The organism is Vibrio sp. Vb1337 (genome assembly GCF_033338715.1).
Lineage (GTDB): Bacteria > Pseudomonadota > Gammaproteobacteria > Enterobacterales > Vibrionaceae > Vibrio > Vibrio alginolyticus.
Genome location: NZ_JAWOTD010000010.1, coordinates 45,828 through 70,117, shown reverse-complemented (window position 1 = coordinate 70,117; position 24,290 = coordinate 45,828). Strand labels below are relative to the sequence as shown.

Annotated in this window: 21 protein-coding genes; 9 read left to right on the top strand and 12 right to left on the bottom strand. The window is 43.9% G+C overall.

From position 1 onward, the window contains the following. Positions 1–23 precede the first annotated feature (23 nt). Positions 24–1,388, bottom strand: coding sequence for a glycerol-3-phosphate transporter (gene glpT, locus R7E42_RS13000; protein ID WP_005380199.1), 1,365 nt, complete (start codon positions 1,386–1,388; stop codon positions 24–26). 897 nt (positions 1,389–2,285) lie between these two features. On the opposite strand from glpT, the gene R7E42_RS12995 reads away from it, so the two are divergent. From R7E42_RS12995 to R7E42_RS12975, 5 genes are all read left to right on the top strand, one after another. Then, positions 2,286–3,140 carry an MIP/aquaporin family protein gene (locus tag R7E42_RS12995; RefSeq protein ID WP_005380195.1) on the top strand — a complete coding sequence of 285 codons (855 nt, stop codon included), beginning with the start codon at positions 2,286–2,288 and terminating at the stop codon, positions 3,138–3,140. A gap of 59 nt (positions 3,141–3,199) precedes the next feature. Then, positions 3,200–4,717, top strand: a complete 1,518-nt coding sequence (glpK, locus tag R7E42_RS12990) for a glycerol kinase GlpK (protein ID WP_005380193.1) — start codon at positions 3,200–3,202, stop codon at positions 4,715–4,717. 159 nt (positions 4,718–4,876) lie between these two features. Then, positions 4,877–5,668, top strand: coding sequence for a DeoR/GlpR family transcriptional regulator (locus tag R7E42_RS12985; RefSeq protein ID WP_005380192.1), 792 nt, complete (start codon positions 4,877–4,879; stop codon positions 5,666–5,668). Positions 5,669–5,843: 175 nt separating this feature from the next. Continuing rightward, positions 5,844–7,403, top strand: a complete 1,560-nt coding sequence (glpD, locus tag R7E42_RS12980; protein WP_017636005.1) for a glycerol-3-phosphate dehydrogenase — start codon at positions 5,844–5,846, stop codon at positions 7,401–7,403. Positions 7,404–7,682: 279 nt separating this feature from the next. After that, positions 7,683–8,636, top strand: coding sequence for a CorA family divalent cation transporter (locus tag R7E42_RS12975; RefSeq protein ID WP_005380188.1), 954 nt, complete (start codon positions 7,683–7,685; stop codon positions 8,634–8,636). Positions 8,637–8,709: 73 nt separating this feature from the next. Here the strand turns inward: R7E42_RS12975 and R7E42_RS12970 are convergent, their stop codons facing one another. Further along, positions 8,710–9,894 carry an NnrS family protein gene (locus tag R7E42_RS12970; RefSeq protein ID WP_167415414.1) on the bottom strand — a complete coding sequence of 395 codons (1,185 nt, stop codon included), beginning with the start codon at positions 9,892–9,894 and terminating at the stop codon, positions 8,710–8,712. A gap of 182 nt (positions 9,895–10,076) precedes the next feature. Between R7E42_RS12970 and R7E42_RS12965 the strand changes: the two genes are divergently transcribed. After that, positions 10,077–10,628, top strand: a complete 552-nt coding sequence (locus R7E42_RS12965; protein WP_042521366.1) for a gamma-glutamylcyclotransferase family protein — start codon at positions 10,077–10,079, stop codon at positions 10,626–10,628. 38 nt (positions 10,629–10,666) lie between these two features. Here the strand turns inward: R7E42_RS12965 and R7E42_RS12960 are convergent, their stop codons facing one another. After that, positions 10,667–11,254 carry an outer membrane beta-barrel protein gene (locus R7E42_RS12960; protein ID WP_005380175.1) on the bottom strand — a complete coding sequence of 196 codons (588 nt, stop codon included), beginning with the start codon at positions 11,252–11,254 and terminating at the stop codon, positions 10,667–10,669. Positions 11,255–11,681: 427 nt separating this feature from the next. Here R7E42_RS12960 and ebgR point away from each other — a divergent pair, with 427 nt between their 5' ends. Continuing rightward, the gene (ebgR, locus tag R7E42_RS12955) at positions 11,682–12,668 is read left to right on the top strand and encodes a transcriptional regulator EbgR (protein ID WP_005380173.1); all 987 of its coding nucleotides are present in this window, start codon (positions 11,682–11,684) and stop codon (positions 12,666–12,668) included. Between the two features lie 169 nt (positions 12,669–12,837). On the opposite strand, the gene R7E42_RS12950 is transcribed toward ebgR, so the two are convergent. After that, positions 12,838–13,755, bottom strand: a complete 918-nt coding sequence (locus R7E42_RS12950; protein ID WP_005380171.1) for a LysR family transcriptional regulator — start codon at positions 13,753–13,755, stop codon at positions 12,838–12,840. Between the two features lie 112 nt (positions 13,756–13,867). Here R7E42_RS12950 and chrA point away from each other — a divergent pair, with 112 nt between their 5' ends. Together chrA and R7E42_RS12940 are read left to right on the top strand one after the other, a co-directional pair. Then, complete coding sequence (chrA, locus tag R7E42_RS12945) at positions 13,868–15,007, top strand: chromate efflux transporter (RefSeq protein WP_137282332.1); 1,140 nt, start codon at positions 13,868–13,870, stop codon at positions 15,005–15,007. A gap of 113 nt (positions 15,008–15,120) precedes the next feature. Then, entirely contained in the window at positions 15,121–16,236 is a 1,116-nt protein-coding gene (locus tag R7E42_RS12940; protein ID WP_154205074.1) for a phosphatase PAP2 family protein, read from the top strand. Between the two features lie 99 nt (positions 16,237–16,335). Here R7E42_RS12940 and R7E42_RS12935 read toward each other — a convergent pair whose 3' ends face one another. The 8 genes from R7E42_RS12935 to R7E42_RS12900 are packed head-to-tail and all read right to left on the bottom strand — an operon-like array spanning position 16,336 to position 24,278. Next, positions 16,336–17,349, bottom strand: coding sequence for a tetratricopeptide repeat protein (locus R7E42_RS12935; protein WP_005386465.1), 1,014 nt, complete (start codon positions 17,347–17,349; stop codon positions 16,336–16,338). Positions 17,350–17,369: 20 nt separating this feature from the next. Then, entirely contained in the window at positions 17,370–18,311 is a 942-nt protein-coding gene (locus tag R7E42_RS12930; RefSeq protein ID WP_005386462.1) for a type II secretion system F family protein, read from the bottom strand. Between the two features lie 2 nt (positions 18,312–18,313). Further along, positions 18,314–19,282: a type II secretion system F family protein gene (locus R7E42_RS12925; protein WP_046875024.1), complete on the bottom strand. Its 969-nt coding sequence runs from the start codon at positions 19,280–19,282 to the stop codon at positions 18,314–18,316. Positions 19,283–19,291: 9 nt separating this feature from the next. Further along, positions 19,292–20,737, bottom strand: coding sequence for a CpaF family protein (locus R7E42_RS12920; RefSeq protein ID WP_046875025.1), 1,446 nt, complete (start codon positions 20,735–20,737; stop codon positions 19,292–19,294). 12 nt (positions 20,738–20,749) lie between these two features. Next, positions 20,750–21,958, bottom strand: coding sequence for an AAA family ATPase (locus tag R7E42_RS12915; RefSeq protein ID WP_318072741.1), 1,209 nt, complete (start codon positions 21,956–21,958; stop codon positions 20,750–20,752). A gap of 4 nt (positions 21,959–21,962) precedes the next feature. Beyond that, on the bottom strand, positions 21,963–22,496 hold the full coding sequence (locus R7E42_RS12910; protein ID WP_005386454.1) for a TadE/TadG family type IV pilus assembly protein: 534 nt from the start codon (positions 22,494–22,496) through the stop codon (positions 21,963–21,965). Then, positions 22,493–22,957: a TadE/TadG family type IV pilus assembly protein gene (locus tag R7E42_RS12905; RefSeq protein WP_031781046.1), complete on the bottom strand. Its 465-nt coding sequence runs from the start codon at positions 22,955–22,957 to the stop codon at positions 22,493–22,495. The genes R7E42_RS12910 and R7E42_RS12905 overlap by 4 nt, the downstream gene beginning before the upstream one ends. A 1-nt stretch (position 22,958) precedes the next feature. Further along, the gene (locus R7E42_RS12900; protein WP_137282334.1) at positions 22,959–24,278 is read right to left on the bottom strand and encodes a pilus assembly protein TadG-related protein; all 1,320 of its coding nucleotides are present in this window, start codon (positions 24,276–24,278) and stop codon (positions 22,959–22,961) included. Positions 24,279–24,290: the final 12 nt, after the last annotated feature.

Here is a 24,290-nt window from a genome sequence, read left to right as displayed (position 1 = left end):
TCCACTGCCTCTTTAAACAAATATTACGCTAGCGCTTCCTTCTCGCGCTCTTTTTGCTCGTGGTGCGCACGCTCACCTAAGAAGGCGTACATCAAACACACGATAGAAGTAATACAAGAACCCACTAAGATGATAAAGCCACCATCCCAGCCAAAGTGGTCTACGGTGTAGCCCAAAATCGCGTTTGCGGCAACTGCCCCACCCAGGTATCCAAACAAACCAGTAAGACCAGCGGCAGTACCTGCGGCTTTCTTCGGAGCGAGTTCAAGTGCGTACAAACCGATCAGCATAACCGGACCATAGATTAGGAAACCAATTGCAATAAGCGCCATCATATCTACTGTTGGGTTGCCCGCAGGGTTAAACCAATAAACCATCACTGCAACTGTCACTAGCACCATAAATAAGATACCAGCAGGTGCACGACGACCTTTGAACAATTTGTCAGAGATCCAGCCACACAATAGTGTTCCGGGAATGCCAGCCCATTCGTATAAGAAATAAGCCCATGACGATTTATCTACCGAGAAATCCTTCGCTTCTTTTAGGTAAACAGGTGCCCAGTCCAGTACGCCGTAACGAATTAGGTAAACAAATGCGTTTGCAATTGCAATCGACCAAAGAAGTTTGTTGTTGAAGACGTATTTGAAGAAGATTTCCTTCGCTGTCATTTCTTGTTCATGGGACTTGTCATAGTCATCTGGGTAATCGTCTTTGTATTCTTCAATAGGAGGCAGACCACAAGACTGAGGGGTATCGCGAACCGTCATCCAAACAAACACAGCAACCAACGTGGCGAAAAATGCAGGAACATAAAATGCAGTGCGCCAATCATCGTTAAATGCCCATAGGCCAAGAATAAATAGTGGACCAATCAAACCGCCACCCACGTTGTGCGCCACGTTCCAAACCGAAACGATCTCACCACGCTCTTTACGTGACCACCAGTGCACCATGGTTCGGCCACAAGCAGGCCACCCCATCCCTTGGAACCAACCGTTCAAGAAAAGCAAAATGAACATCGCAGTGACGCTACCAGTCGCCCATGGCATAAAGCCAAAGCAAAACATCACTAATGCAGACATCAATAGGCCGCCACTAAGGAAATAGCGAGGGTTGGAGCGGTCTGAAACGCTGCCCATTAGAAACTTAGAGAGACCATATGCAATGGAAACAGCTGCCAAGGCGACACCTAAGTCTCCGCGGCTAAAGCCTTGCTCGATAAGATAAGGCATCGCCAAACTGAAGTTTTTACGAACTAGATAGTAACCGGCGTAGCCAACAAAGATACCGATAAAGAGTTGCCAACGGAGGCGAGAGTAGGTGCTATCGATGCTGCCAGGGGACAGACGATCAATGTGCGCCTTAGGTTTGAATATTCCAAACATAGGAACCTCATTATTTTGTATGCGATGGTAAAAACACAAAAGGAGCGAACGAAACAAAATAAATCTTCGTTCGAAAGTTCATGAATTGTATGGAGTTAGGATTTTATTTCTGTGACAAATGTTGCACATGGATTAAATATAAGTAAATACAGTAAATTATATGAGCATTAATTAGATCATCGTTCAACTTTACTCAAGATTCGTTAATATGAAACTGATATTCAAACCTCTCACTTGAGCATTCCAATTCGAAACCTTTGAAACAAAGGCTCGAATTAGAACATAAACTAACCGTAAAAAGGGCGATTTACGCCTGCCCTACTCGCTCCGAACCAACTAATAACTAAAAAGCTGAAAAACGATCACGTTTAGCATCAAACGAAATAAAAAAAACAATTTTTATTTGAATACAAGCCGAAGCAATGATTCACAAACACAAGACATTAACAGCGTTTATTCTCTTCTCAACTCATCCTATTGGTATCAATGGGATGACGATTTTTTCTAAAAGTCCAAACATGACAGCGTATTTTTTTATATCACTGCTAGCCCTTGATACATTTGACATTCTCCTACTCCTTTAGGGTTAACTGCTACACAAGTTCTGTGTAATAAATCTCCAAGCACGTAGCAGCTTCACAAAACTCCTCTTACCAGTTGTGCATTCTTTTTCACATCGGTAATTTGAGCGCTCTCAACACTGACCTCGTGACAAATAAATTATTTTCGTTGTGTTCTTTTCCGGTTAAAAGATGCGCCATTTAACAAAAACGAAGACTTTGATTAACAAATTTATGCTCAAACGCTCATTTTTAACGCTCGTTTGTTTTCGCAAACGTTTATATATGCACAATAGTATCGTGCTAGACAGGCAAAAATGATCAAAGGACTTTTAACATGACAACGAACAAACACCCCTCTCTGCTCGGAGAATGTTTGGCCGAGTTTATCGGTACAGGACTACTTATTTTCTTCGGCGTAGGCTGTGTTGCAGCCTTAGTTCTAACAGGCGCATCATTTGGACAATGGGAAATCAGTATTGTATGGGGCTTCGGTGTCGCCATCGCTATTTACTGTACGGCTGGCGTCTCTGGTGCACACATCAACCCTGCCGTTACCATCGCACTTGCTATGTTCCATGGTTTTGATAAGGCGAAAGTGGTGCCATACATTATCGCTCAAATGCTTGGGGCATTCTGTTCTGCTGCATTGGTATACAGCTTATACAGCAACCTTTTCACCGACTACGAAATCGCTCATAACTTCGTTCGCAGCAGCCAAGATGCACTAGCAACTGCTGGTATCTTCTCGACTTATCCGCATGCCTCTCTCTCTTTCTTTGGTGCTTTTGCTGTGGAATTCGTTATCACTGCTGTACTGATGTTTGCGATTCTGGCTCTGGGCGATGAAAATAACGGCGCGGCACGTGGCGCAATGAACCCTCTATTGATCGGTATTTTGATTGCCGTCATCGGTGGTTCACTTGGCCCACTAACAGGCTTTGCTATGAACCCTGCTCGTGACTTTGGACCGAAGCTGTTCGCTTACTTCGCAGGTTGGGATTACGCTCTGACAGGTGCTAAAGACATTCCTTACTTTATCGTGCCTTTACTTGCTCCGATTGCAGGTGCGTGTTTTGGTGGTTGGTTGTATCCAAAAGCGATTGCAGCTTACCTTCCACAACAAGGCCACGGTTGTACGATTCCAAACCAATGTGAGACGGAAGAAGAAACAGAAGAAGCTAGAGCTTAAAACTGACGTAACTCGAACATTTACTAAAATATAAATAACGAAACAAAAGGATTCTTACCATGACTGAGCAAAAATACATTGTTGCCCTAGACCAAGGTACAACAAGCTCTCGCGCTGTGATTCTTGATCATGATGCGAACATCGTAAGCGTCGCGCAACGCGAATTTACTCAGATTTATCCAGAAGCTGGTTGGGTTGAACATGATCCAATGGAGATCTGGGCAACACAAAGCTCTACCTTAGTAGAAGCTCTAGCTAAGTCTGGCATCCGTAGCGACCAATTAGCGGCTATTGGTATTACTAACCAGCGTGAAACGACCATCGTCTGGAACAAAGAAACCGGTAAACCCGTTTACAATGCGATCGTATGGCAATGTCGCCGTACTGCTGATATCTGTGAAGATTTAAAAGCACGCGGTCTCGAAAACTATGTACGTGACAACACTGGTTTGGTGCTTGACCCTTACTTCTCCGGTACCAAAGTTAAATGGATTCTGGACAATGTTGAAGGCGCACGAGAAGACGCAGAAGCAGGTAAGCTGTTGTTTGGTACTGTCGATACTTGGTTAGTTTGGAAGATGACTCAAGGTCGCGTTCACGTAACCGACTACACTAACGCATCGCGTACCATGCTGTTTAACATCAACGATCTATGTTGGGATCAAAAAATGTTAGATGAGCTTGGCATCCCAGCATCTATGATGCCAGAAGTGAAGCGCTCATCGGAAATTTACGGTAAAACCAACATCGGTGGTAAAGGCGGTACTCGTATTCCTATTTCTGGAATCGCAGGTGACCAACAAGCGGCGCTTTACGGCCAAATGTGTGTTGAAGCGGGTCAAGCGAAAAACACTTACGGTACGGGTTGTTTCTTGCTAATGAATACGGGCCAAGAAAAAGTCACTTCGACACATGGTCTTCTAACAACTTTGGCTTGTGGTCCTGCAGGCGAACCAGCTTATGCACTTGAAGGTGCCGTATTCATGGGAGGAGCTTCTATCCAATGGCTACGCGATGAATTGAAAATCCTAAACGGTGCAGAAGACTCTGAATACTTCGCGACAAAAGTGGATACATCAAACGGCGTTTATGTCGTGCCTGCATTTACTGGTTTAGGCGCTCCATACTGGGATGCCTACGCACGTGGCACGATTGTCGGCCTTACTCGCGGTGTGAATTCAAACCATATCATCCGTGCAACATTGGAAGGCATCGCTTATCAAACTCGTGACGTACTGGATGCGATGCAAGCTGACTCAGGCATTAAGCTTGCGAACCTTCGAGTCGATGGTGGTGCAGTAGCGAACAACTTCCTAATGCAATTCCAATCCGATGTATTGAACACAGAAGTACACCGCCCTCAAGTAACTGAGGTTACCGCTCTTGGTGCAGCCTACCTTGCCGGCCTTGCAGTTGGTTACTGGGATAGCATTGATGAGTTGCAGAATAAAGCGGTACTTGATCGCACCTTTGAGCCACACGATGATGAAGAAAAACGCAATCGTCGTTACAAGGGCTGGAAACGTGCAGTGAAATGTGCACAAACCTGGTCTGAACTTCACGACGAAGAAGATTAATCTCATCTCCATAAGAAAAAAAGAGCGCCATTTGTGCGCTCTTTTTGCGCTTTATCCCCGATTCCTGAACTCGCTTACTTCTCACAACGAGCAAATTCGAGCACAATAGAGCTTCGAATTTGAAGCATTGGCCGTTACCAATGCACAAGGGAGTGGTAAGTGAAGCAAATACCTCGACACCAGCAGATTGTTGAGCTGGTGAAAAAACAAGGCTATGTCAGCACGGATGAGTTGGTAGAAAGATTCAATGTCAGCCCACAAACCATCCGACGCGATCTCAATGAACTCGCCGATGACAACAAAATTCGTCGTTATCACGGTGGAGCCACTATTCCTCTCAGTTCTGAAAACACATCTTACAACACGCGTAAAGCGCTCAACTTCAATGAAAAAGATGTCATTGCAGACGAGGTAGTCAAACACATTCCAGATGGTGCCACACTATTCATCGATATCGGCACCACACCAGAAGCAGTTGCGCGAGCGCTCAATAAAAACCATAAACAGTTGCGTGTTGTCACCAACAACATCAATGTTGCGACCATTCTTTTCCCTAACCCTGAAATCAAAGTCATTTTGGCGGGTGGAGAAGTCCGCAGCAGAGACGGCGGTATTGTTGGCGAGGCTACCCTCGATTTCGTTAAACAGTTCCGTCTCGACTTTGGTATTCTCGGCATTAGCGGTATCGACTTCGATGGCTCGCTATTAGACTTTGATTACCACGAAGTCCGGGTCAAACAAGCGATCATTGACAATAGCCGTAGTGTATTTCTGGCCGTAGACCACACCAAGTTCGGGCGCAATGCTATGGTGAAACTAGGCAATATTGCACAGCTCAACATGATCTTTACCAATAAGCAGCCACCAGAAGAAATCTTGTCAATTTTGAAGGAAGCTTCTATCCCACTTGAAGTGGTTGAAGCTAACGAATCAAACTCCGAAAACGAGTAACATCAATCGTATAACTCCCCTCAAATGACCTCTGTCTTAATTAGACAGAGGTTTTTTTGTGTCTAAATCACACAAAACGCTCACAAACGAAAATAATAGATGATCACAAACGAAACCTGAGCTAGGATTACATTATGTTCTAAAATGCTCGTTCGCTCACCAAGAGGTCAAATTTATGAGTATACAAAATAATGCTTCCACTACTAGCTCATCCACTACCTTAGACTTGATCGTAATCGGTGGCGGCATTAACGGAGCTGGTATTGCAGCAGACGCAGCTGGCCGAGGTTTGAGTGTTGGCTTATACGAAGCAAATGACTTCGCATCTGCGACTTCTTCAGCAAGTTCTAAACTGATACACGGCGGTTTACGCTACCTTGAACACTACGAGTTTCGTTTAGTTTCGGAAGCGCTCGCAGAGCGTGAGGTTATTCTTCGTAAAGCACCACACGTCGCACTACCAATGCGTTTCCGTTTACCGCATCGCCCATTCCTACGCCCAGCTTGGATGATTCGTTGTGGCCTTTTCCTTTACGATAACTTGGGTAAACGTACGACGCTGCAAGGCAGTAAAACCGTCAACCTTGCGAAATCTGGCTTGCTAAAACCAGAAATGAAAACGGGTTTCGAATACTCTGACTGTTGGGTTGATGATGCACGTTTAGTATTACTGAACGTTCTTGCGGCTCGCGAAAACCATGCTGAAGTGCGCAACTACTGCCGCGTGGAAAAAGCACACCGTGAAGGTGGTATCTGGCATGTTACTATTCACGATGTGATGACAGACCAACGTTTCGAACGTAAAGCGAAAGCGTTAGTCAATGCTGCGGGGCCTTGGGTAAAACAGTTCTTTGATGATGGATTAGAGCAAGCCTCTCCTCGTAACATTCGCTTAATCAAAGGCTCGCACATCGTTGTTCCTCGTATCCACAACGAACCGCAAGCCTACATTCTTCAAAACAAAGACAATCGCATCGTATTTATGATTCCTTACTTAGATAAGTTCTCAATCATTGGTACAACAGATGTGGAATACAAAGGTGACCCACGTGAAGTGTCGATCTCAGATGACGAAGTCGATTACCTCATTGATATCGTAAACCAACACTTTGTCCACCAGTTGACTCGCGAAGATGTAGTTTGGACATACAGCGGTGTTCGTCCTTTATGTGACGATGAATCTGACTCTCCGCAAGCAATCACACGAGACTACACGCTAGAGCTCGATGCGGAATACGACCATGCACCTCTGCTTTCTGTTTTTGGTGGTAAGTTAACGACCTACCGTAAGTTAGGTGAAGCAGCAATGAAGAAACTTGCTCCGTTCCTACCTGAAATGGGTAAAGACTGGACGGCCAACCAAACCCTTCCTGGTGGTAACTTCAGCTGTAGTCGTGAACAATTAGCTAAACAAATTCACGCTAAATACACTTGGGCGCCAGAAGCATTGATTCTTCGTTATGTCACACAGTTTGGTACCCAAACCTGGAACTTAATGGAAGGCACAACAAGTGAAGCTGACTTAGGACAAACGTTCTCGGCACAAGCAGGTGGTGTTTACCAACGTGAGATCGATTACTTAATGAACCATGAAATGGCAATGACCGATGAAGACATTTTATGGCGCCGTACTAAGCTTGGTCTTTACATGAACGAGGAAGAAAAACAGGCCTTAACGGACTATTTAAAGAAAAAGCTACAACAGAAAGTGGTTAATCTTTCTCAAGTTGGCTAACAGCTCCCCTCCCTCCCTCCCCCACAATAAAGCCTGCTTAGTTGTAGGCTTTTTGTTTTGTTGTTTAAGCACAACACCTTGGTGCGCTCCACTCGATTGCAAATAAGAACAACTATTCATAGACATTTGGCGTTAAATACAATCATACTCATTTGAAAAATAATGCATCAATGACTTCAGAGTACCGTACTCAGAGTATTGCCTCTGTATGGCAATGCAATTCTCGCGAAAGAAGTATCTTGAGGTTATTTTGGTATCGGCTCAAACAAGGAAAAGAAAATGGGTTTTATGATTGAACATTGGGACTTCTCAACCCCAGAAGCAACTCAACAATCCACCACGGCAGAGCAAATTCAAGCTAAGCATTGGTACCATTGCGAACGGCTGCATCCTGATATTCGTGGTTGGCTGGAGCAGAACCAAGTGCCTCGTGCAACGGTTGATCATCTATTAGCCGACGAAAGCCGACCATCTTTCCATCCTTTAGATGACGAGAACTTCATGTTGATTTTACGAGGCGTCAATATGAACGGCAATGCATCACCAGAAGATATGCTTAGTATTCGAATTCTCTACTTTCAAGGCGCACTCATTTCAACTCGTAAAATTCCATCACGCGCGATCATGGAGATTCGCCAAGCATTAGCGGAACACAAAGGCCCAAAAAGTCTTGCCAGTTTACTTCATCAGATCATTGAAGGATTAAACAGTAAAATAGACATTTACCTTGATACAATTGAAGAAACACTAAACCAGTTCGACGTGAATGATGAGTCGACGTACAAACATATGGCGACTCAAAAAGCACTGATTTCTATCAAGCGTTTTATTCGCCCTCAGCAGTACGCTATCCGTGATCTTGTGGAGTCAGAATCAGAATTGATTGCTTTGAGACCTCATCAATATCGCTTCGCACACAATAATATTACGCGCATAAATGAAACACTTGAGTTTTATCTTGGAGAAGTGGCGCTTTTCCAAGAAGAGATCAAACATCATCGTGATGAGAAAACCAATAAAAACAGTTACCTGTTTACTTTGGTAGCAACGATTTTTCTACCAACCAGCTTCTTAACAGGTTTACTCGGTATCAATGTTGGTGGAATGCCAGGCGTGGATTCCACCATGGCATTCACCTGGTTCTGCATCGCCTTAATTGTCATTTTTGGTCTAGAGTGGTGGCTATTTAAACGCTTGGGACTCACGAATAAAGCGGACGACGAAGACGAATAAACACTAAACCTATAAAGAACAAAAACCAAAAGAGGAGCACGCGGCTCCTCTTTTCTCTACTCACATTAGAATCTTATCCGGGGTGACCATCCACACGAGGGGTCACAAGCATCACACCAAAGCGCCACACAAATAGCCCAAACGCAACAATCCATAATCCGCCGCTGATATCAATCCACAGCATCATGTTCGCTGGGTCAAAGATCACGGCGAAACTGCGAACCAAAGCTGCCGCGGTAATCGCTGCAAACGCAAGGCTCATGTTTGGTCCTTTGTAGATCATGCGACCAGTATGTCCCATCGTCACCCGTGCAATCATCGCTAAAATCAAACCGCCTAACGCACCTATCGCAAACAGGTGAATGAGGTTATGGCTGGCAAATGCATCTCCCCAGACGCCTCGCAAAATTAAGCTTAGTGGTAAACACAAATACGCAGCATGCAGCGACCACACTAAAGGCTCGCTCAGGGTTAACCAAGGTTTCCAGCGAACAAAACGCACCAACTGAGCAACACCTGCAAACAACATCAAAGGACTACCTAGTTCTGCAAACGTCACAGGGAAAAAGCTCAGCACAAATAGCATTACCAATGGCAAGTTCGCGAACCACTCTAACCAAGCCAATGGTTGCGCTTTTTCGAAATTAAATCGACGCGCAGTAAAAAATGGAATCACACGTCCGCCCATCACTGACAACAGCAAGGTAAACCACCACAGCATTGCTTGCCACACCGCTGAAGAGCTAAAGGGCGGCATACCTTTTATCGTTGCGTAGCTTGCAAAGTTCGCAAAGATGGCCAAAAGAAACAGTGGAACGAAAAACAAATTACGCCAACCTTTGGCTCGATACACACGAATGCCCACCTCATAGGCGACAAACAGTAAAAATACCGCTTCGATACTGCTGGTTAACCATAACGGTGCTGGTGTCCAAAGCAATATGCGGGGCACTAACCACAAGCCAAATAAAGCCAGAAGCATGTAATGCTTGGTACCATTAATGCCAGTCCAGTTTTGTACCGCGGTCAGTACAAAGCCAACTACAATGGCCATTGAAAAACCGAACAACATTTCATGTACGTGCCACCACAATGCAGGCACGGCCAATGCGCTTGGCGGCCCACTTTGGAACATCCACACCCATAACGCAATCGCAACAATGGCGTAAATCGACCCAAACAGAAAAAACGGCCGAAAGCCTAATCGCAGCCATGCGGGGATTTTTTCTTCTACTTTTTTATCGGTGATATTCAGCATTATCTTGCCCTCAAGCGTCTCTCGATGCTGGTTAACTCAACTACATATTGATGCTATCATAAACATGTATAGAAAATACATGTTTATAATTAAGATTATACTTAAGAGGTAAAGTTGTGCTTCAGATGCGGGTTAGGTATAAACATGAGAGGCACAACTATCAGTTAAGGGATGCAACGACAATGTACATATTTGGCTATGGCAGTTTGATTAATTCTGCGTCGCGTAAGTTAACCGGACAAACGGGAGAAGCCATTCCCGTCATAGCACATGGGTTGGTTCGCTACTGGGGGAAGATTGACGACAGCTACAGCCTCTCTCCATTAGTGGTGAACCAAGGCGATGGACAGGTTAATGGCGTTTTACTCGAAGTGAATAAAGAAGCGCTCGCAGAATTCGACCGCCGTGAGCGAGGTTATCATCGTATTCAACTTCAGCCAGATCAAATCGAAACAGATGCGAGTTTTAACCAAGAACATGACATTTGGGTTTACGTAAAAGACGAGCCACTACCACCATGCGCAAAGAGCCCAATCATGCAAAGTTATGTTGATACCGTGCTGGCAGGTTGCTTGGAAGTTTCCCACGCGTTTGCAGAGCATTTTGTGCGTCACACCATTGGCTGGCAACACGCGAAAGAAAATGACCGCCATCAACCCAAATATGGCAACCTTGCAGGCGTACAAGATCACCATTATGAGTTGATTGATAATCTGATCAAAAAAGGAGCCTAACGGCTCCTTTTTAGTATCTATGTTTTGCTTACGCGAGCTTAAAACTTGTAATCAACACCAACGTACAGGCTGTCAAAATCAAAATCTTCGCTGCCACCGTTTTCGGCATCAATACTTACCGAAGAAGCACGGTAGCCACCAGATACAACCAAACCTGAAGCGAACTCATAACCAGCCTCAACACCGTAGTTAAAGCCTACATCACGACCATCATCGGTAACAGTGCTAGATGATTTCACTTCATAAGAAACACTCATTACACCAAGGCCAGCAATCGCACCAACATAGAAGCCTGTACCTGCAAATTGGTATTTAGGCTTCGCATTGAAATTGAACGCAGAAGCATCAACACTAAATTTAACCGGCCACCCCATGTAAGAAAATGTTTCTTCAAAGTCGCCAAAGTATATGTACTCACCTTCAAAAGCTAGTTTGAAGTTTTCTGAATATTGAAGCTCTTTACCTACAGCAAAGCTAAGACCTGTCGCAGAAAAATCTTTTGACAAGCTTTTAACTTTAAGATCTGAATTTACCAAATCAGCACCAACATACCAGTTACCTTTTGCTTGAACTGATGCTGAAGCAACCACTGCACCTAAAGCCAATAATGGCAATACTTTTTTCATTATAATTTCCTAATTTTTCATACTGTTAGACAGCTTTTAAAAGCGCGGAGATTATAAATAGAGTTGAATACTTTCCTATTGATTTGTTTATAAAATGAGACACAAAACATAAACATGAACAATAAAACGTTTGCTTGATTAAACTCTAAACAGCTCGAGTCCTATTAAGTACTAGAGTTACCACAAGTAGCAAGTTTCCAAACCAGTCGCGTTTTTCAGTATTTTTACAGCAATATAATCCTTACGTTTACGGCTTTATTTATTACTCAATAGAGTGTATTTCATGAAAACAAGTTGGCTTGATATGCTGATTTAAAGTGTTTAGGACTGTCTTACTAAAGGTTTGTGCATCTCTAAGTAGCTGTTTAAAATAGTCAGATTATTGAGCTCACACTTGGGCAGTGAGCAGTGCCGACGGGAAATTTACATGGCAAAGCTAAAAGATATCGCCATTGAAGCGGGCGTCTCACTTGCAACCGTATCGCGGGTTTTGAACAACGACCCAACGTTGAGCGTTAAAGAAGAAACCAAATACCGCATTTTGGAAATTGCAGAAAAACTGGAGTACCGCACCAGTAGCTCGAAGAAAGGCATCAAAGAAGTTAAGCAAAAACATCACTTTTTAGCCTTATATAACTACAAACAAGAAACAGAGGTGAATGACCCTTACTACTTATCAATTCGTCATGGGATTGAAACGCAATGCGACAAATTAGGTATTACGCTAACCAATTGCTATAACAGTGAAATTGATGTTGAAACGAAAAAGATAACAGGTGTCCTTTTAGTCGGAAATGTCGACCAAAAGGTAGTAGATAAATTACCTAAACGTCTAGCCGATAGCATCTGCTACATAAACTTTTCAGATCCAACCTGCCCTTATGATTGCGTTGATGTCGACCTTATTCGAATCAGTAGGCAAGTAGTTGATTTCTTCGTACAACGAGGCTACCGCCGCATCGGTTATATTGGCGGTCAAAACAAGCCCGACGCAGCTGACACTCGTGAAAATGTGTTTTTGGACTATGGCTATCTAAAAGGCGTGGTCGCAGAACAAGATATACACTATTGTGCCTGCTCTAGTTTGTCCGGTTATAACTTAGCGAAAGAGATGCTAGCCAAAGGTGACTTCCCGAAAGCAGTATTCATTGATTCAGACTCCATCGCGATTGGCATAGTACGTGCAATCCATGAATTTGGCTTAAAGATACCAGAGGATATTACGTTGATTAGTATGAATGATATTCCTACTGCTCGCTTTACCTTTCCGCCGTTGTCTACAATTCGTATTCACTCTGAGTTGATGGGAACTCAGGGAGTGAACTTACTGGTGGAAAAATACCGAGATGGACGCTTACAACCTCTTCATGTATACGTGCAAACAGAGCTTAAACTACGTGGTACAACTCAATGATACCTTTTCCATTAATCTCTTTTATGAATTAAATCTGGAACATCCCCCCCAACCAAAGACATTCATTTTGCTCAATCAGTACTGTTTCGGTATAACGCCGATAACTCAGCGGGTTGTAAGAAGTTCAACAACAAATAACTCTAAGCACCATGAGTGCCCCAAATGTTTATCATTTAGAGGTGATGGTCGAAGAAACCAACTCGCGTAGCCAAATGCCTTTGTCTTCATTGTTTCGGCTGGAATGCCACAGCATAGCAATATCAAAATCCGCAACGGCGATCGGCGGCTTAACGGTAACGAGATCGTCCGAAAAGCCCTCCGCCAATGCCATTTTTTCTGGCACGATGGCAATGAGATCGCGTTTTTTCAATAGATGCCGAATAGTGAGAAAGTTGCGCGACGCCACGGTGACTTTGCGGCTCAAGCCATGTTCTGCAAGCTTTTGGTCTACTTGTGTCTTTAAGCTCCCATCGGGACTTACCAGAGCTTGCTCTATGTTCGCGAACGCTTCCAGAGACAGCTGTGTTTCCCCTTGCAATACCTGTTTATCACACATGCACACGTGCTTTTCGGTGTACAAGTACAAGCTCTCAAAGTTGTCATCCAACACCGGCATGCTGCCAATAATGACATCGAGCTTTTCATGCTCAGTTAATGCCACGTAGTTGCTACGATTGACGTTAATAAAACTGATCTGCGCCTCTGGGGCGCGCTGGCGTATTTCGTCATAAAGCCGAGGAGCAAAGATAAACTCGGCATAATCCGTTAACCCGATGCGACATACACCCGCGTAATTTTCAGGTTGGAAGGCAGACTTAGTGAGCAAGTCTTTGGCGATAGAATCCAACAAGTGATGCACAGTTGGCGCGATGTGGTGAGCGTGCTCGGTGGGCTCCATCTTGTGCCCTTTTCGCTCAAAAAGCGGGTCGTCAAACAACAACCTTAAACGAGACAAACTATGACTCATCGCCGACTGGCTAACGTAACTTTTCTCTGCCGCGACGCTAACGCTTCGATAGCGATACAAGTAGGAAAACGTCACCAATAAGTTCAAGTCAATGTTGCGCCACTGAATGTCCTCTTTCACTCCAACATCCTCATCCCATTTCATTCATAGATGAAATTAAAATCATCAATTTGAGTCATTTTAGAGCATTCGATAAATTAGCAACAATGCTTTTTAGATAAACAGGCTCGACATGTTCACCATATTCAAAACTTTTTTCTGGCTGGGTTGGTTCAGCTTCGGCGGCCCGGCGGCTCATATTGGTTATTTTCGCCAAACATTTGTTGAGAAACTGAAATGGCTTGATGACAGCGAGTACGCGCAAATTGTCGCGCTCAGTCAGTTTTTGCCGGGACCGGGCTCAAGCCAAGTTGGCTTTGCTTTAGGCTATAAACGTGGCGGTTTAGGTGGCGCATGCGCAGCATTTGTCGGATTCACGCTTCCTTCAGTGGTCATCATGTTGGCGCTGGCGATGGTGAGCAGCCAAATCACCGACACCGCAGTGTTCCAAAACATCGTTCACGGCCTAAAACTGCTCGCAGTCGTCGTCGTGGCGGATGCGACTTGGGGCATGTACAAAAACTTCTGCCAAAGCAAACTGACCGCGGGTTTGTGCATCGCGACTGCGATTGCGTTGCTGGTGGCACCAAGCATCATGACGCAAATGTTCGTGTTGATCGCAGCAGGTTTTGTCGGAATGCGATATCTGAAGAAAGACTCCGCGCCATCAGCCGAGTCGTTTAAACCGTCTATCGCGGCATTGGCTCTATTTGCGATGCTTTTACTCGGCTTACCGTTAGTGGCTCATACGTTACCTTTGCTTGGGCTGTTTAGTGATTTTTTCCAAGCTGGTAGCTTAGTGTTTGGTGGCGGTCATGTGGTTCTGCCGCTTCTGCAAAACATTGTTGGCGACCAGCTCAGCCAAGATGCATTTTTAACAGGCTACGCCGCTGCACAAGCTGTACCAGGGCCAATGTTCACCTTTGCGACTTTTATCGGTTATGAGCTTTCGGATACGCCAATTTTAGGCGCTCTGATCGCAACGCTTGGCGTATTCCTCCCAGGGTTTCTTTTACTGCTTGGCGTTCTTAAAAACTGGCAAGCACTGGCAGGCAAACCGCTGGTTTCCGGCGCCATCAACGGTGTAAATGCCTCGGTAGTAGGGTTACTACTCGCGGCACTTTACCAGCCAGTATTTAGCAGCGCAGTTGTTGCTCCCATCGACATGGCGTTAGTGGTTGCAGGTTTTTATCTACACAAAAAGCTCAACCTATCGGTTCTGTGGATGATCGTGTTTTTTGTGGCGGCAGGCCTTGTCACGGGCATGATTTAGCCTGCTGATACGCCAACTATTGAATCCAGATAAACCACGGGCACTCAAATACGAGTGCCCGTTTTCTCAACTAAGCTTAATGATATTGGAAGGATAGAGATGACGGATCATCAATGGAACAAGACAACAATTACGAGCTCAACCTTAGCTGGCAGCAAAAAGCATCGGCTTTACTCACATCAGTAAAGAATGAGTTATTGAACGATAGGATTTTCTACACCTATTGCTTTATCTCGACTGCTGTCATTTATCTTTGTTCTTTGTATCTCGATTTCCCTATCGATTACTCTTTTACCACTTACCTTGAAACACTCATACAAGCTTTGTATGTCACAGGTTTAAGCTGGTGTATCTACTATTATTTCTATCTCATACTGCGCAAAGAAAAACAGCCAGCAAAGCGCTTCATACGAAAACTGAAGCATCTTATTTTTCCGCTGTACCGACCTGTATCAGTGTTTGTTTCGATGATGGCACTCAACCTGATTTTCTCTAACCACACGTTTTTGAAATCGCTGATTCCAATCATCAATCCATTCAAGTGGGATCTGACCTTTGCGAATATTGATTCGTTGCTACACTTCGGGTTTGCTCCGTGGGAGTTGACCCATGCATTATTCTCCAATGCTTGGGCCTCATTAGGGCTAAATGTAGCCTACAACGCATGGTTTTTTTGTATGTGGGGCATACTCATCTTTTTCCTTATCTACAAAAAATACCCGTTGGTAAGGCAACAGTTTTTACTCACGTTCGCATTGTCTTGGATGATTCTTGGTGTCTTCTTCGCCACGTTGCTTTCTTCAGCAGGCCCATGTTATGTGGAGCTTATCACTGGAGATGAACAGTTTGTTCCTCTGATGAAAACGCTCGAAGTCCAAAGCCAATATCTTACCAATGTAGACGCTGGGCAATTGTGGGCATTGCCTACACAGCAATATCTTTGGGATGAGTACATCGCGAATGCCAATGGTATTGGCTCTGGCATTTCGGCAATGCCGAGTTTGCACGTTTCCATTGCTGTTTTGATGGCGCTATCAATTTATAGACTCAACAAAACCATCGGCTACTTTGCTTACGCTTTCGCAGTCATCATTCAAATCGGTTCGGTACATTTAGCCTGGCATTATGCGATTGATGGCTACCTCGCAACACTCTTGACGGTGATGTTATGGAAGATAGTTGGTTGGGCTTTACGGCGCTATGCTTCTTACCCTGAAAGAAGCGAATGACGGCTAATTGAACAAACACCTTTGCAACGGACTACTCCCCATAAATGAAAAAGCCACTCTATCTTGCAGAGTGGCTTTCTTTTAAAAGGGTCTTCAAATTTATTGGAGAAGCGCGGTAGAGGTATCCCCTCGCTCTCTCACCATTGCCAATGCTCGTTCTAGGTTTTTATTTGCCAGTTCATAGTAGGCAGGGTTCTTATCAATAGCCTGTTGTAGATAAGGAATCGCCTCGCCTGGTTTGCCTTGAAGGATCAAGAAGTAACCAACATTATTGAGTGCTTCCGGCTCTGTCATGTGTCGACTAAAAATACTCAGAGCTTGTCGTGGCTGATCTTTAGCTAAAGCAATGAGACCTAAATTATTGATTCCTCTCTCATCTCCTGGCTTGATACTTAGTGCGGCTTGAGTAAAGTGCGCCGCTTTTGAGTAAGCTTTTTCCATGTAGTAGGAGTAGCCAAGGCTGACCAAAGCGTTTACGTTTCTTGAGTCAATATCCAACGCTTTTCGAATTAACGCCTGCGCAATATCGTGGTCGCCACGAATGTCGTAAAGCACACCTAGACCGGAGTAAGCAGAGACTGGTGATTTATCATCATAGCGATATGTTGCAACGCTCTCTGCAGTAATGTTGTCTTTAGTGATGGTAGGATCGCCATCCATGCGAATTTGGTCAGCATTCAAAGCGCGTATGTAGTAGCTTTTCCCAACGTCCTTTTCTCCACGCTTCGTGTATAAAGTACCAAGCTCAGTCAGGGAGCCAATATGATCGGGGTTCTCAGCCAAAGATGCTCGAAATGATTTATCGGCGAGTTCTGAATTCTCCCTAGCTAAATGGATGCGCCCCACGGTGTACAAGGTTTTATCTTTATGGACCGCATTCGGGAAAGAGAGCGAGCGAATATATTCATACAAGGCTAAGTCGACATTTTTGTTGCTTAATGCAATATCCCCTCGTGAGATTGCCTCTTCCTCTGTTTTGGGTGGTTCATCATTAGTGAGAGACTCAACGGGCTTACCTGAGTACAGCGTTGAATCGAAATCTGATGACTGTTCAGTTGTTGAACATGCGGTAAGCACCAACAACGAGATGATGACGTATTTCTTAATCCACATAACGATCCCTATTTTGCTTTTTAATTAGAAAATGCCTCAGCCAATGAAATTAACGCAGGTCCGATAGCCACTATAAAAAAGCAAGGCCAAATAAATAGCACCATTGGAAACATCATTTTGACTGGGATTTTTGCAGCAATTTCTTCTGCTGCTTGTTGACGCTTATCCCTGTAGTCTTCGGTATATTCACGCAAGGAGTTGACTAAACTCCCCCCTATTCGAGAGGCATGGCTAAGCATACTTACCAGCCCCATTAATTCTTCTAACCCTGTCCTTAATACTAGCTCCCTCAGCGCTTCTGGCATTGGTTTGCCCGCTTTAATTTTGTTGCACACCGTATCGATTTCATCAGCAAGCTCTGGGTGAGAGATAACCAGTTCATCAGCAACCCGACGCAACGCTGCATTAAAGCCAAGCCCTGATTCGGTACAAACCACCAGCAAATCAAGCATGTCGGGCACACCTGCACGAATCGCTTGCTGACGCTTGTTCACCATTCGACGCAAAATAAAATCAGGAAATAAAAGCCCAATAAATACGGATAACGCCATATACGTGTACAGGTATTTAGATTCCGGAACCGAGAAATACACCAGTGCCGCGACCATCACACCTAAGATTGTCGTGACCGATTTAATGGCATAAAACATCGATAATGCATTGCTTTCATGAAACCCAGCATGCATCAGTTTATTGCGTGTCGTTTGGCGCTCTTTTTCACTGGTTGGGGAAGTTAAAGGCGCTAACGACTCCAAGGTGTCTGACATTTTCTTGTTGTGATGAGAGACTTCTTTCTTATCACCAGACAATTCGGCTAACTTTCGTTTAATTGGCGAGTTAACCCCGATAATTATCGAGCCTAACGTCATCACAACCAACACTGTAGTGATGAGGATCAACCCCATAAGCAGTGTTTCTTGGCCGACAGCAAAATCGTTTAACCATCCTTGAATACTTTCCATGGCTACACCTCAATATTGACGATTTTACGAATCCAAAGCGTGCCGATAAACAACGCTACCATCCCACCAATGACCATTTTGATCCCCATTGGATGCGTGTGGAGTAACTCAATATACTCAGGTCGAACAAGGGAAATGATGACGTACAAACCAAAAGGCGCTAATACTAATACCCATGCCGACATTCGAGATTCCGCCGAAATGGTTTTTATTTTTCGAGCGAGTTTGAAACGAGCACGTAGGATATGGGAGAGCTTCTCAATGTTTTCGACTAAGTTACCACCCGTTTCCTTTTGCAGTAACACAGCACTGGAGAAAGCAAGCATAGATACGGTAGGAGTTCTCTCCGACATTTGCATAATCGCCAAGCGGAGGTCATAACCATAGTTGAGTAAGTTAAAGGTATTCATGAACTCAGGACCAAGCGGTGCACTAACCTCTCTGCCTACTTCTCCAAACCCCTGCGTAATTGGCTGCCCTGCCTGCAAAACTCGCTTGATGATATCGAGAGCCTCTGGCAGTTGCTCTTCAAATTTCATTAAACGATCAGCAATCCTTTTCTGTATGTAGAAGTAAACAGACACCCAGCAAGCAAACGCAACGCCAGCACAGAGGTACCAAACTTGCCCGAACAAGAACAGAAATAGACCAACCGCAGTCCCTCCGAGGAATGTGAGGAAAATAAACCGACTGAACCCCATGTGTATCCCAGCCAGTTCCAACTTCTTCTTAAAGTTATCGAACAGGCTAAACCTCACAAGCCATCGCTCTAATGGCGATAGATTCTTGAGCGAGTTTTCCCTTAATAAAGAAATACTCTCTTGATCAATATGTTTATGGCTTTCGTGTATCCGCTTGATTAATTGCTTATGCTTAACCTTTTTACCCGCAGAAGGCAGAATTAACGCTTGGCTAATAAAGAATACGGACAAAAACAGCAGTACAAGAAAAAGGGGGAATTGACTATCCATAGCAATCTCCTAACGGGCTTTTTCATTGAATATTTCAAATGGTACGTCTAAGCCTCGTTTTACTAATTGGTCATGGCAGCTTGGTACAATCCCTGTAGCCATGTAATCACCTAACACATTGCCTTCTTGATCGACCCCTCTTCTTTGGAAGGTGAAGATCTCCGACATGGTAATAACGTCACCTTCCATGCCATTGATTTCTTGTACGCTAACCATGCGACGTTTACCGTCTTCCTGGCGATCCATTTGCACAACAATATTGATGGCAGACGCGATCTGCGCTCTCAAGTTTTTTGTCGACACATTCCACCCTGCCATCGAGAACATATTCTCAATCCGGCTCAACGCATCTCTTGGTGTATTCGCGTGGATAGTAGCCAAAGACCCATCATGACCCGTGTTCATTGCGGATAGCATATCCACCGCTTCTGAGCCACGAACCTCACCAACAACTATCCGATCGGGACGCATACGTAGTGAGTTTTTTACTAAATCACGCTGAGAAATTTCACCCTTACCCTCGATATTGGAAGGACGTGTTTCCAAACGGATAATATGTGGCTGTTGGAGTTGTAACTCTGCCGAGTCCTCAATGGTTACAATGCGTTGGTCGCTAGGAATAAAGCTCGACAAAATATTTAGCGTGGTTGTTTTACCAGAACCTGTACCACCAGAAATCAGGATATTCATTTCCCCCACAACCGCCGCATTAAGAAACTTCGCCATTTCAGGAGACAACGATCCAAGTTCTAATAGGTTATCCATATTCAAACGTTCAACCGCAAAACGTCGAATAGAAACTGAAGGCCCATCAATAGCAAGAGGAGGTATAATCGCATTAAAACGTGAGCCATCTTTTAGTCGAGCATCCACCATGGGTGAAGCCTCATCGATCCTTCGACCCACTTGGCTTACAATACGGTCGATAATGTTGCGCAAATGGCGTTCGTCTAAAAAGGTGTGCGGTGTTTTCTCCAACTTACCAAAACGTTCGACGAAAATATTTTTCGGGCCATTTACTAAGATATCTGAGATTGTTTGATCTTCAAGAAGTGGCTCAAGAGGCCCTAGGCCGAACACTTCATCTTCAATTTGATGTATTACGCGGTTTCGCGCTTCTGAACTCAATGGGTGTGTTTGATCTTCCGCGATGAGCTGAACAACCGCTTCGCGCAACTCCTCTTTCGCGCGATCTTCTTGCAAGTGCGATAGAAGCCCGAGATCCAAGGTATCCAGTAGTTTCTTGTGGTAGTAGTGTTTTATCGAGAGATCTTGTTCTAATTGCTTTTTCTGCTCCTCGATCGCTTTCATCTTGGCTTCTACCGGCGACAAAGACTTTTGCTCATCTGACGTGTCTTCATCAGATTTTGCCAACTCGACATTCACAACTTTGGATTCTTTTGTTTCATCTACGGAATTGAAAGAACTCCCGACGCCTTTCCGTTTGAAAAACATAACTCCCCCTTACTAAGAAAATAGTTTTTTTATCCAACTTTGATTCTCTTTGGTCGGACTTTCTAATAAGTGCGATATTTCAGCCAAAGACGCTTTCAGCGCACTATTTTTCTTAGATTGAACAATTGGGTTGCCCAAATTAGCGCTCTCGATAGCAATAGCAAAGTTATTAGGTACTAAGTGTATTGCATGTCCACTAACCGCATTTTCAATGTCTTTCAACGATATTGTCGATTTCTTTTCAAAACGATTAACAATTAGTTCAACCTGATGACTACTTAAACCATAGTCTAATTCTAAAGAACGTATATAACTAACAGCATGCTTCACCGAGGTAACATTCTGTTGCAGAATCAAAAAAACATGTGTTGCCGGAGAAACAATTTGTTGATAAACGTGCTCAACGCCATGAGATAAATCCACAATAATATGTGAGTAAAACTGCCTCAAAATAGGTAATAATTTACTAACTTGAACCGCATGCTTGTAATTACCTTTTGGATCATTTTGGTTAAAACACAAATAATTCAAACCTGAAGGATGCTGGTAGACTAGTCCTTCTAGTGATAATTCATCTAAATCATTAACAGAATCAATCACATCATTAATATTGTATTTAGGCTTACAGTTTAAATAATCAGCGGCATCACTAAACTGCATATCCAAGTCAACGAGCAACACTTTACTCTTAGCATAGCTTGATAATTCTATTGCTGTATTAATAGCCAAAGTGGTTGCTCCAGAGCCGCCTTTTGTATTAATAAACAATGTTAGATCGCCCATTTTCTTATTGGCAATCTTTTCATCCGCGGTAGATTTTAATAAAGGATATAGCTCGCCAAAATCAACCGAACGAGACAAATAATCTGTTGCCCCAAGCCTTAATGCCATTTTAAGGGATGCAGTATCGTTCTCGTCGCCAAATACAATCAAAGCGGTATGATTATGCTGTAAACTGCTGTCACTAGAATAAACATGAGCCACTTTCTGAGCCCAGCTTTCACCGGTTTCAATATAAATGAGATCAGGAACTTGCTTATTTTTCACAAAGTCCAAGTTAAAGGTATCTAGCTCTATCCAATCAATATTTATATTTACACACCTTGATAGTTCATCAGCAATGTGAATTTTAAAATTTGATGTAGAGTAAACTATCCAAATAATCAAGTTAGTTTTTAAACTTTTATGTGTTTCATTATCCATTTTGACTGGTTTCAACATAAAGCTACTCCGCGGAACAATCCGAATAAACAGCTGGGTTATCAGCTTCAGGCTTTAATACACCTAAGCTTTCTGCCGGCAATACAGTTTCAAAAGCAGGCGTTTTTCCTACTGCACTAATAAGCGCAGCTAACACAAAAAACTTAAATTCATAATCAACTGCTCTTGCTTGAACATATTTTATTTTTGAAAACTGAGCATCTAACACTGTAGATGCTGCAGGTGGAGTACTCAAAAAGTCCGACACATCAACAGTTGCACCTGTATCGTCTAAATATTCGATTTGTAAATTATTAGCGGTAAAACCTGAAGGATATAGACTCTCCAAAGCTTGATGATTAGGTATTTCATCACGTTCAGAAATAAAACAAACCGTGGCAAGTCGTGCCGCTCGCCTGGTAATTTCGTTGACCATTTGCACTGAATAAAAGTAGATTGCAAACTCAATAATCATGAACAGTACTAACATTACCGCAAGTGCAATTAACGAAAACTCAACTTGGGTCAGTCCTTTCTGTTTCCTTATCCATTGTTTCATGGGCTAGTCCTCATTGACGCAGAAGAGCCAATACTGAAAGCCAAAGAGGTTCCGGTAAAAGGTAAGGTTGAGAAAATAGGCTCATAATTATAAGTAGCCGATATGGTGACAACCTTATTGGTGTCCGTTGGTTGAGTCACAATAATGTCAGCAGCTTCAATATAGTCGATTACCGGCGTACCAACGCCACTCGGCGTGCCATAGATCACCACATTTTTAATATCAGATTCTTCAGCTATACCTTCAAAATCTAACGTGCCATAAGTATCAACCACGGCATACCGTGCGCCATTTTGCAACGCTTTGTTGACCTCTGTGTATTGAATAAAAGCTCGGCTCACGTCGATAACTAATACGGTCAGCATCAGTAGCACTGGCAATGCAAGAATAAACTCTATAATTGCCAGTCCTTTCTGGTTAGCCATCTTTTTCATCTGATGCTTTCTATTGGAGTACATCATATTAAGACCCTCCACTTGACGGGTCTTTGTATAGAACGATTTTGTATGGCCCAACTCCATCTTCATCCGGATCTACCCCAGACGACGCATTTTTTACCGTACAATCCTCTAGAAACTGACCGAATATTTCCGATTCATTCCCCTTGTTTTGCACTTCCTGAGTAACAAAAAAGCATCCTAGGCCCAGTACTTCTAAATCCATCTTGCCGCCTTTTTTTGGAGCTTCATCACAACGAACGATCGGCACTCGTAATACCCTTCGATCGGTTTTCCCATCCGCTCGGTAATATTGCGACTTGCACGCGCCAGGCCCCCCCGTACAAGCGGCTAACCCTTCGACATAATCGGCATAATAAAACGCATCGTTATCAACGGCCGGATCTTCCGCATCCTGATATTGTTGTTGGTAATTGTCGTATGTTACGTTGGACTCTTCGATGTACTTATCTGAAGTAATGCCTTCATCTGGCTTACCCCCATCAAATCTCGTATTTAGACCTTGAGCTACTGGTCCCGTACCTTTACCAGTCTCTGTTGTGACTAAATCACCGACTGTTATGCACTCCTCAGTATCCCCTGCCAGCATTTCTCTTACTGTATTTTTACCGGAACCAAAGTCTAAAAGGTGGTAGTTACCCGAACCAATGCCACCATCCGTGTGCCCTGATGGTTTCAATACATGAATAGTGTCAGCATCTCGATCTTGTGCGCCATTGTAGTTTGGGTTTGAAGAAGGAATGTATCCCCACGCCAGATCAGCTGAGCCTACATCGCCACACATAGCAATAGGCGACACGTTACATGTAGTAATGCTTGGCGCACTTGGTCCTGCAACAGCACTTGCTGACACCCCTTTGTCGAGCCCAAACATGCCACTTAAATACTGTGTCAAAAGAACATTACTAACGGCAACACGAACATAGATGTCGCTGTCACTGCCCAAAGAGAACTCTCCAGCTTCAACAAATGAGCCTTTAGCGTTCGAATTTGAGAAAGTTACATCTATGTTTTCCCCCGTGTAAACTAATTCTTGGTTACCATCAGACGCAGCAGAATGAGTCAGAGCATCATTCGCCGCTTGCGTCGCTAAACTAAGCCGCTCAGCCAAATCTGCCGCGTCGGTCCTTTCATCGACGACAACCGCAGCCGCTAATGCAGCGGAGTCGACCGCGTTTTGTAGTCTTGTTTTATTGAGTACTTGGTGATTCAAATCAATACCAAAGGCTGCAACACCAAGTAAAAATAATAAAACTAAACTAATTAATACCAAGGTAATCCCTTTCTGAGCTCTCCTTGGCGCTATATGCATATTCCTTCGCATAGCCCCTCCTAA

Coding starts and splice junctions, on each gene's coding strand:
- glpT (WP_005380199.1), bottom strand. CDS start 1,388: ATGTTTGGAATATTCAAACCTAAGGCGCACATTGATCGTCTGTCCCCT.
- R7E42_RS12995 (WP_005380195.1), top strand. CDS start 2,286: ATGACAACGAACAAACACCCCTCTCTGCTCGGAGAATGTTTGGCCGAG.
- glpK (WP_005380193.1), top strand. CDS start 3,200: ATGACTGAGCAAAAATACATTGTTGCCCTAGACCAAGGTACAACAAGC.
- glpD (WP_017636005.1), top strand. CDS start 5,844: ATGAGTATACAAAATAATGCTTCCACTACTAGCTCATCCACTACCTTA.
- R7E42_RS12975 (WP_005380188.1), top strand. CDS start 7,683: ATGGGTTTTATGATTGAACATTGGGACTTCTCAACCCCAGAAGCAACT.
- R7E42_RS12970 (WP_167415414.1), bottom strand. CDS start 9,894: ATGCTGAATATCACCGATAAAAAAGTAGAAGAAAAAATCCCCGCATGG.
- R7E42_RS12965 (WP_042521366.1), top strand. CDS start 10,077: ATGTACATATTTGGCTATGGCAGTTTGATTAATTCTGCGTCGCGTAAG.
- R7E42_RS12960 (WP_005380175.1), bottom strand. CDS start 11,254: ATGAAAAAAGTATTGCCATTATTGGCTTTAGGTGCAGTGGTTGCTTCA.
- ebgR (WP_005380173.1), top strand. CDS start 11,682: ATGGCAAAGCTAAAAGATATCGCCATTGAAGCGGGCGTCTCACTTGCA.
- chrA (WP_137282332.1), top strand. CDS start 13,868: ATGTTCACCATATTCAAAACTTTTTTCTGGCTGGGTTGGTTCAGCTTC.
- R7E42_RS12940 (WP_154205074.1), top strand. CDS start 15,121: ATGGAACAAGACAACAATTACGAGCTCAACCTTAGCTGGCAGCAAAAA.
- R7E42_RS12935 (WP_005386465.1), bottom strand. CDS start 17,349: ATGTGGATTAAGAAATACGTCATCATCTCGTTGTTGGTGCTTACCGCA.
- R7E42_RS12930 (WP_005386462.1), bottom strand. CDS start 18,311: ATGGAAAGTATTCAAGGATGGTTAAACGATTTTGCTGTCGGCCAAGAA.
- R7E42_RS12925 (WP_046875024.1), bottom strand. CDS start 19,282: ATGGATAGTCAATTCCCCCTTTTTCTTGTACTGCTGTTTTTGTCCGTA.
- R7E42_RS12920 (WP_046875025.1), bottom strand. CDS start 20,737: ATGTTTTTCAAACGGAAAGGCGTCGGGAGTTCTTTCAATTCCGTAGAT.
- R7E42_RS12915 (WP_318072741.1), bottom strand. CDS start 21,958: ATGTTGAAACCAGTCAAAATGGATAATGAAACACATAAAAGTTTAAAA.
- R7E42_RS12910 (WP_005386454.1), bottom strand. CDS start 22,496: ATGAAACAATGGATAAGGAAACAGAAAGGACTGACCCAAGTTGAGTTT.
- R7E42_RS12905 (WP_031781046.1), bottom strand. CDS start 22,957: ATGATGTACTCCAATAGAAAGCATCAGATGAAAAAGATGGCTAACCAG.
- R7E42_RS12900 (WP_137282334.1), bottom strand. CDS start 24,278: ATGCGAAGGAATATGCATATAGCGCCAAGGAGAGCTCAGAAAGGGATT.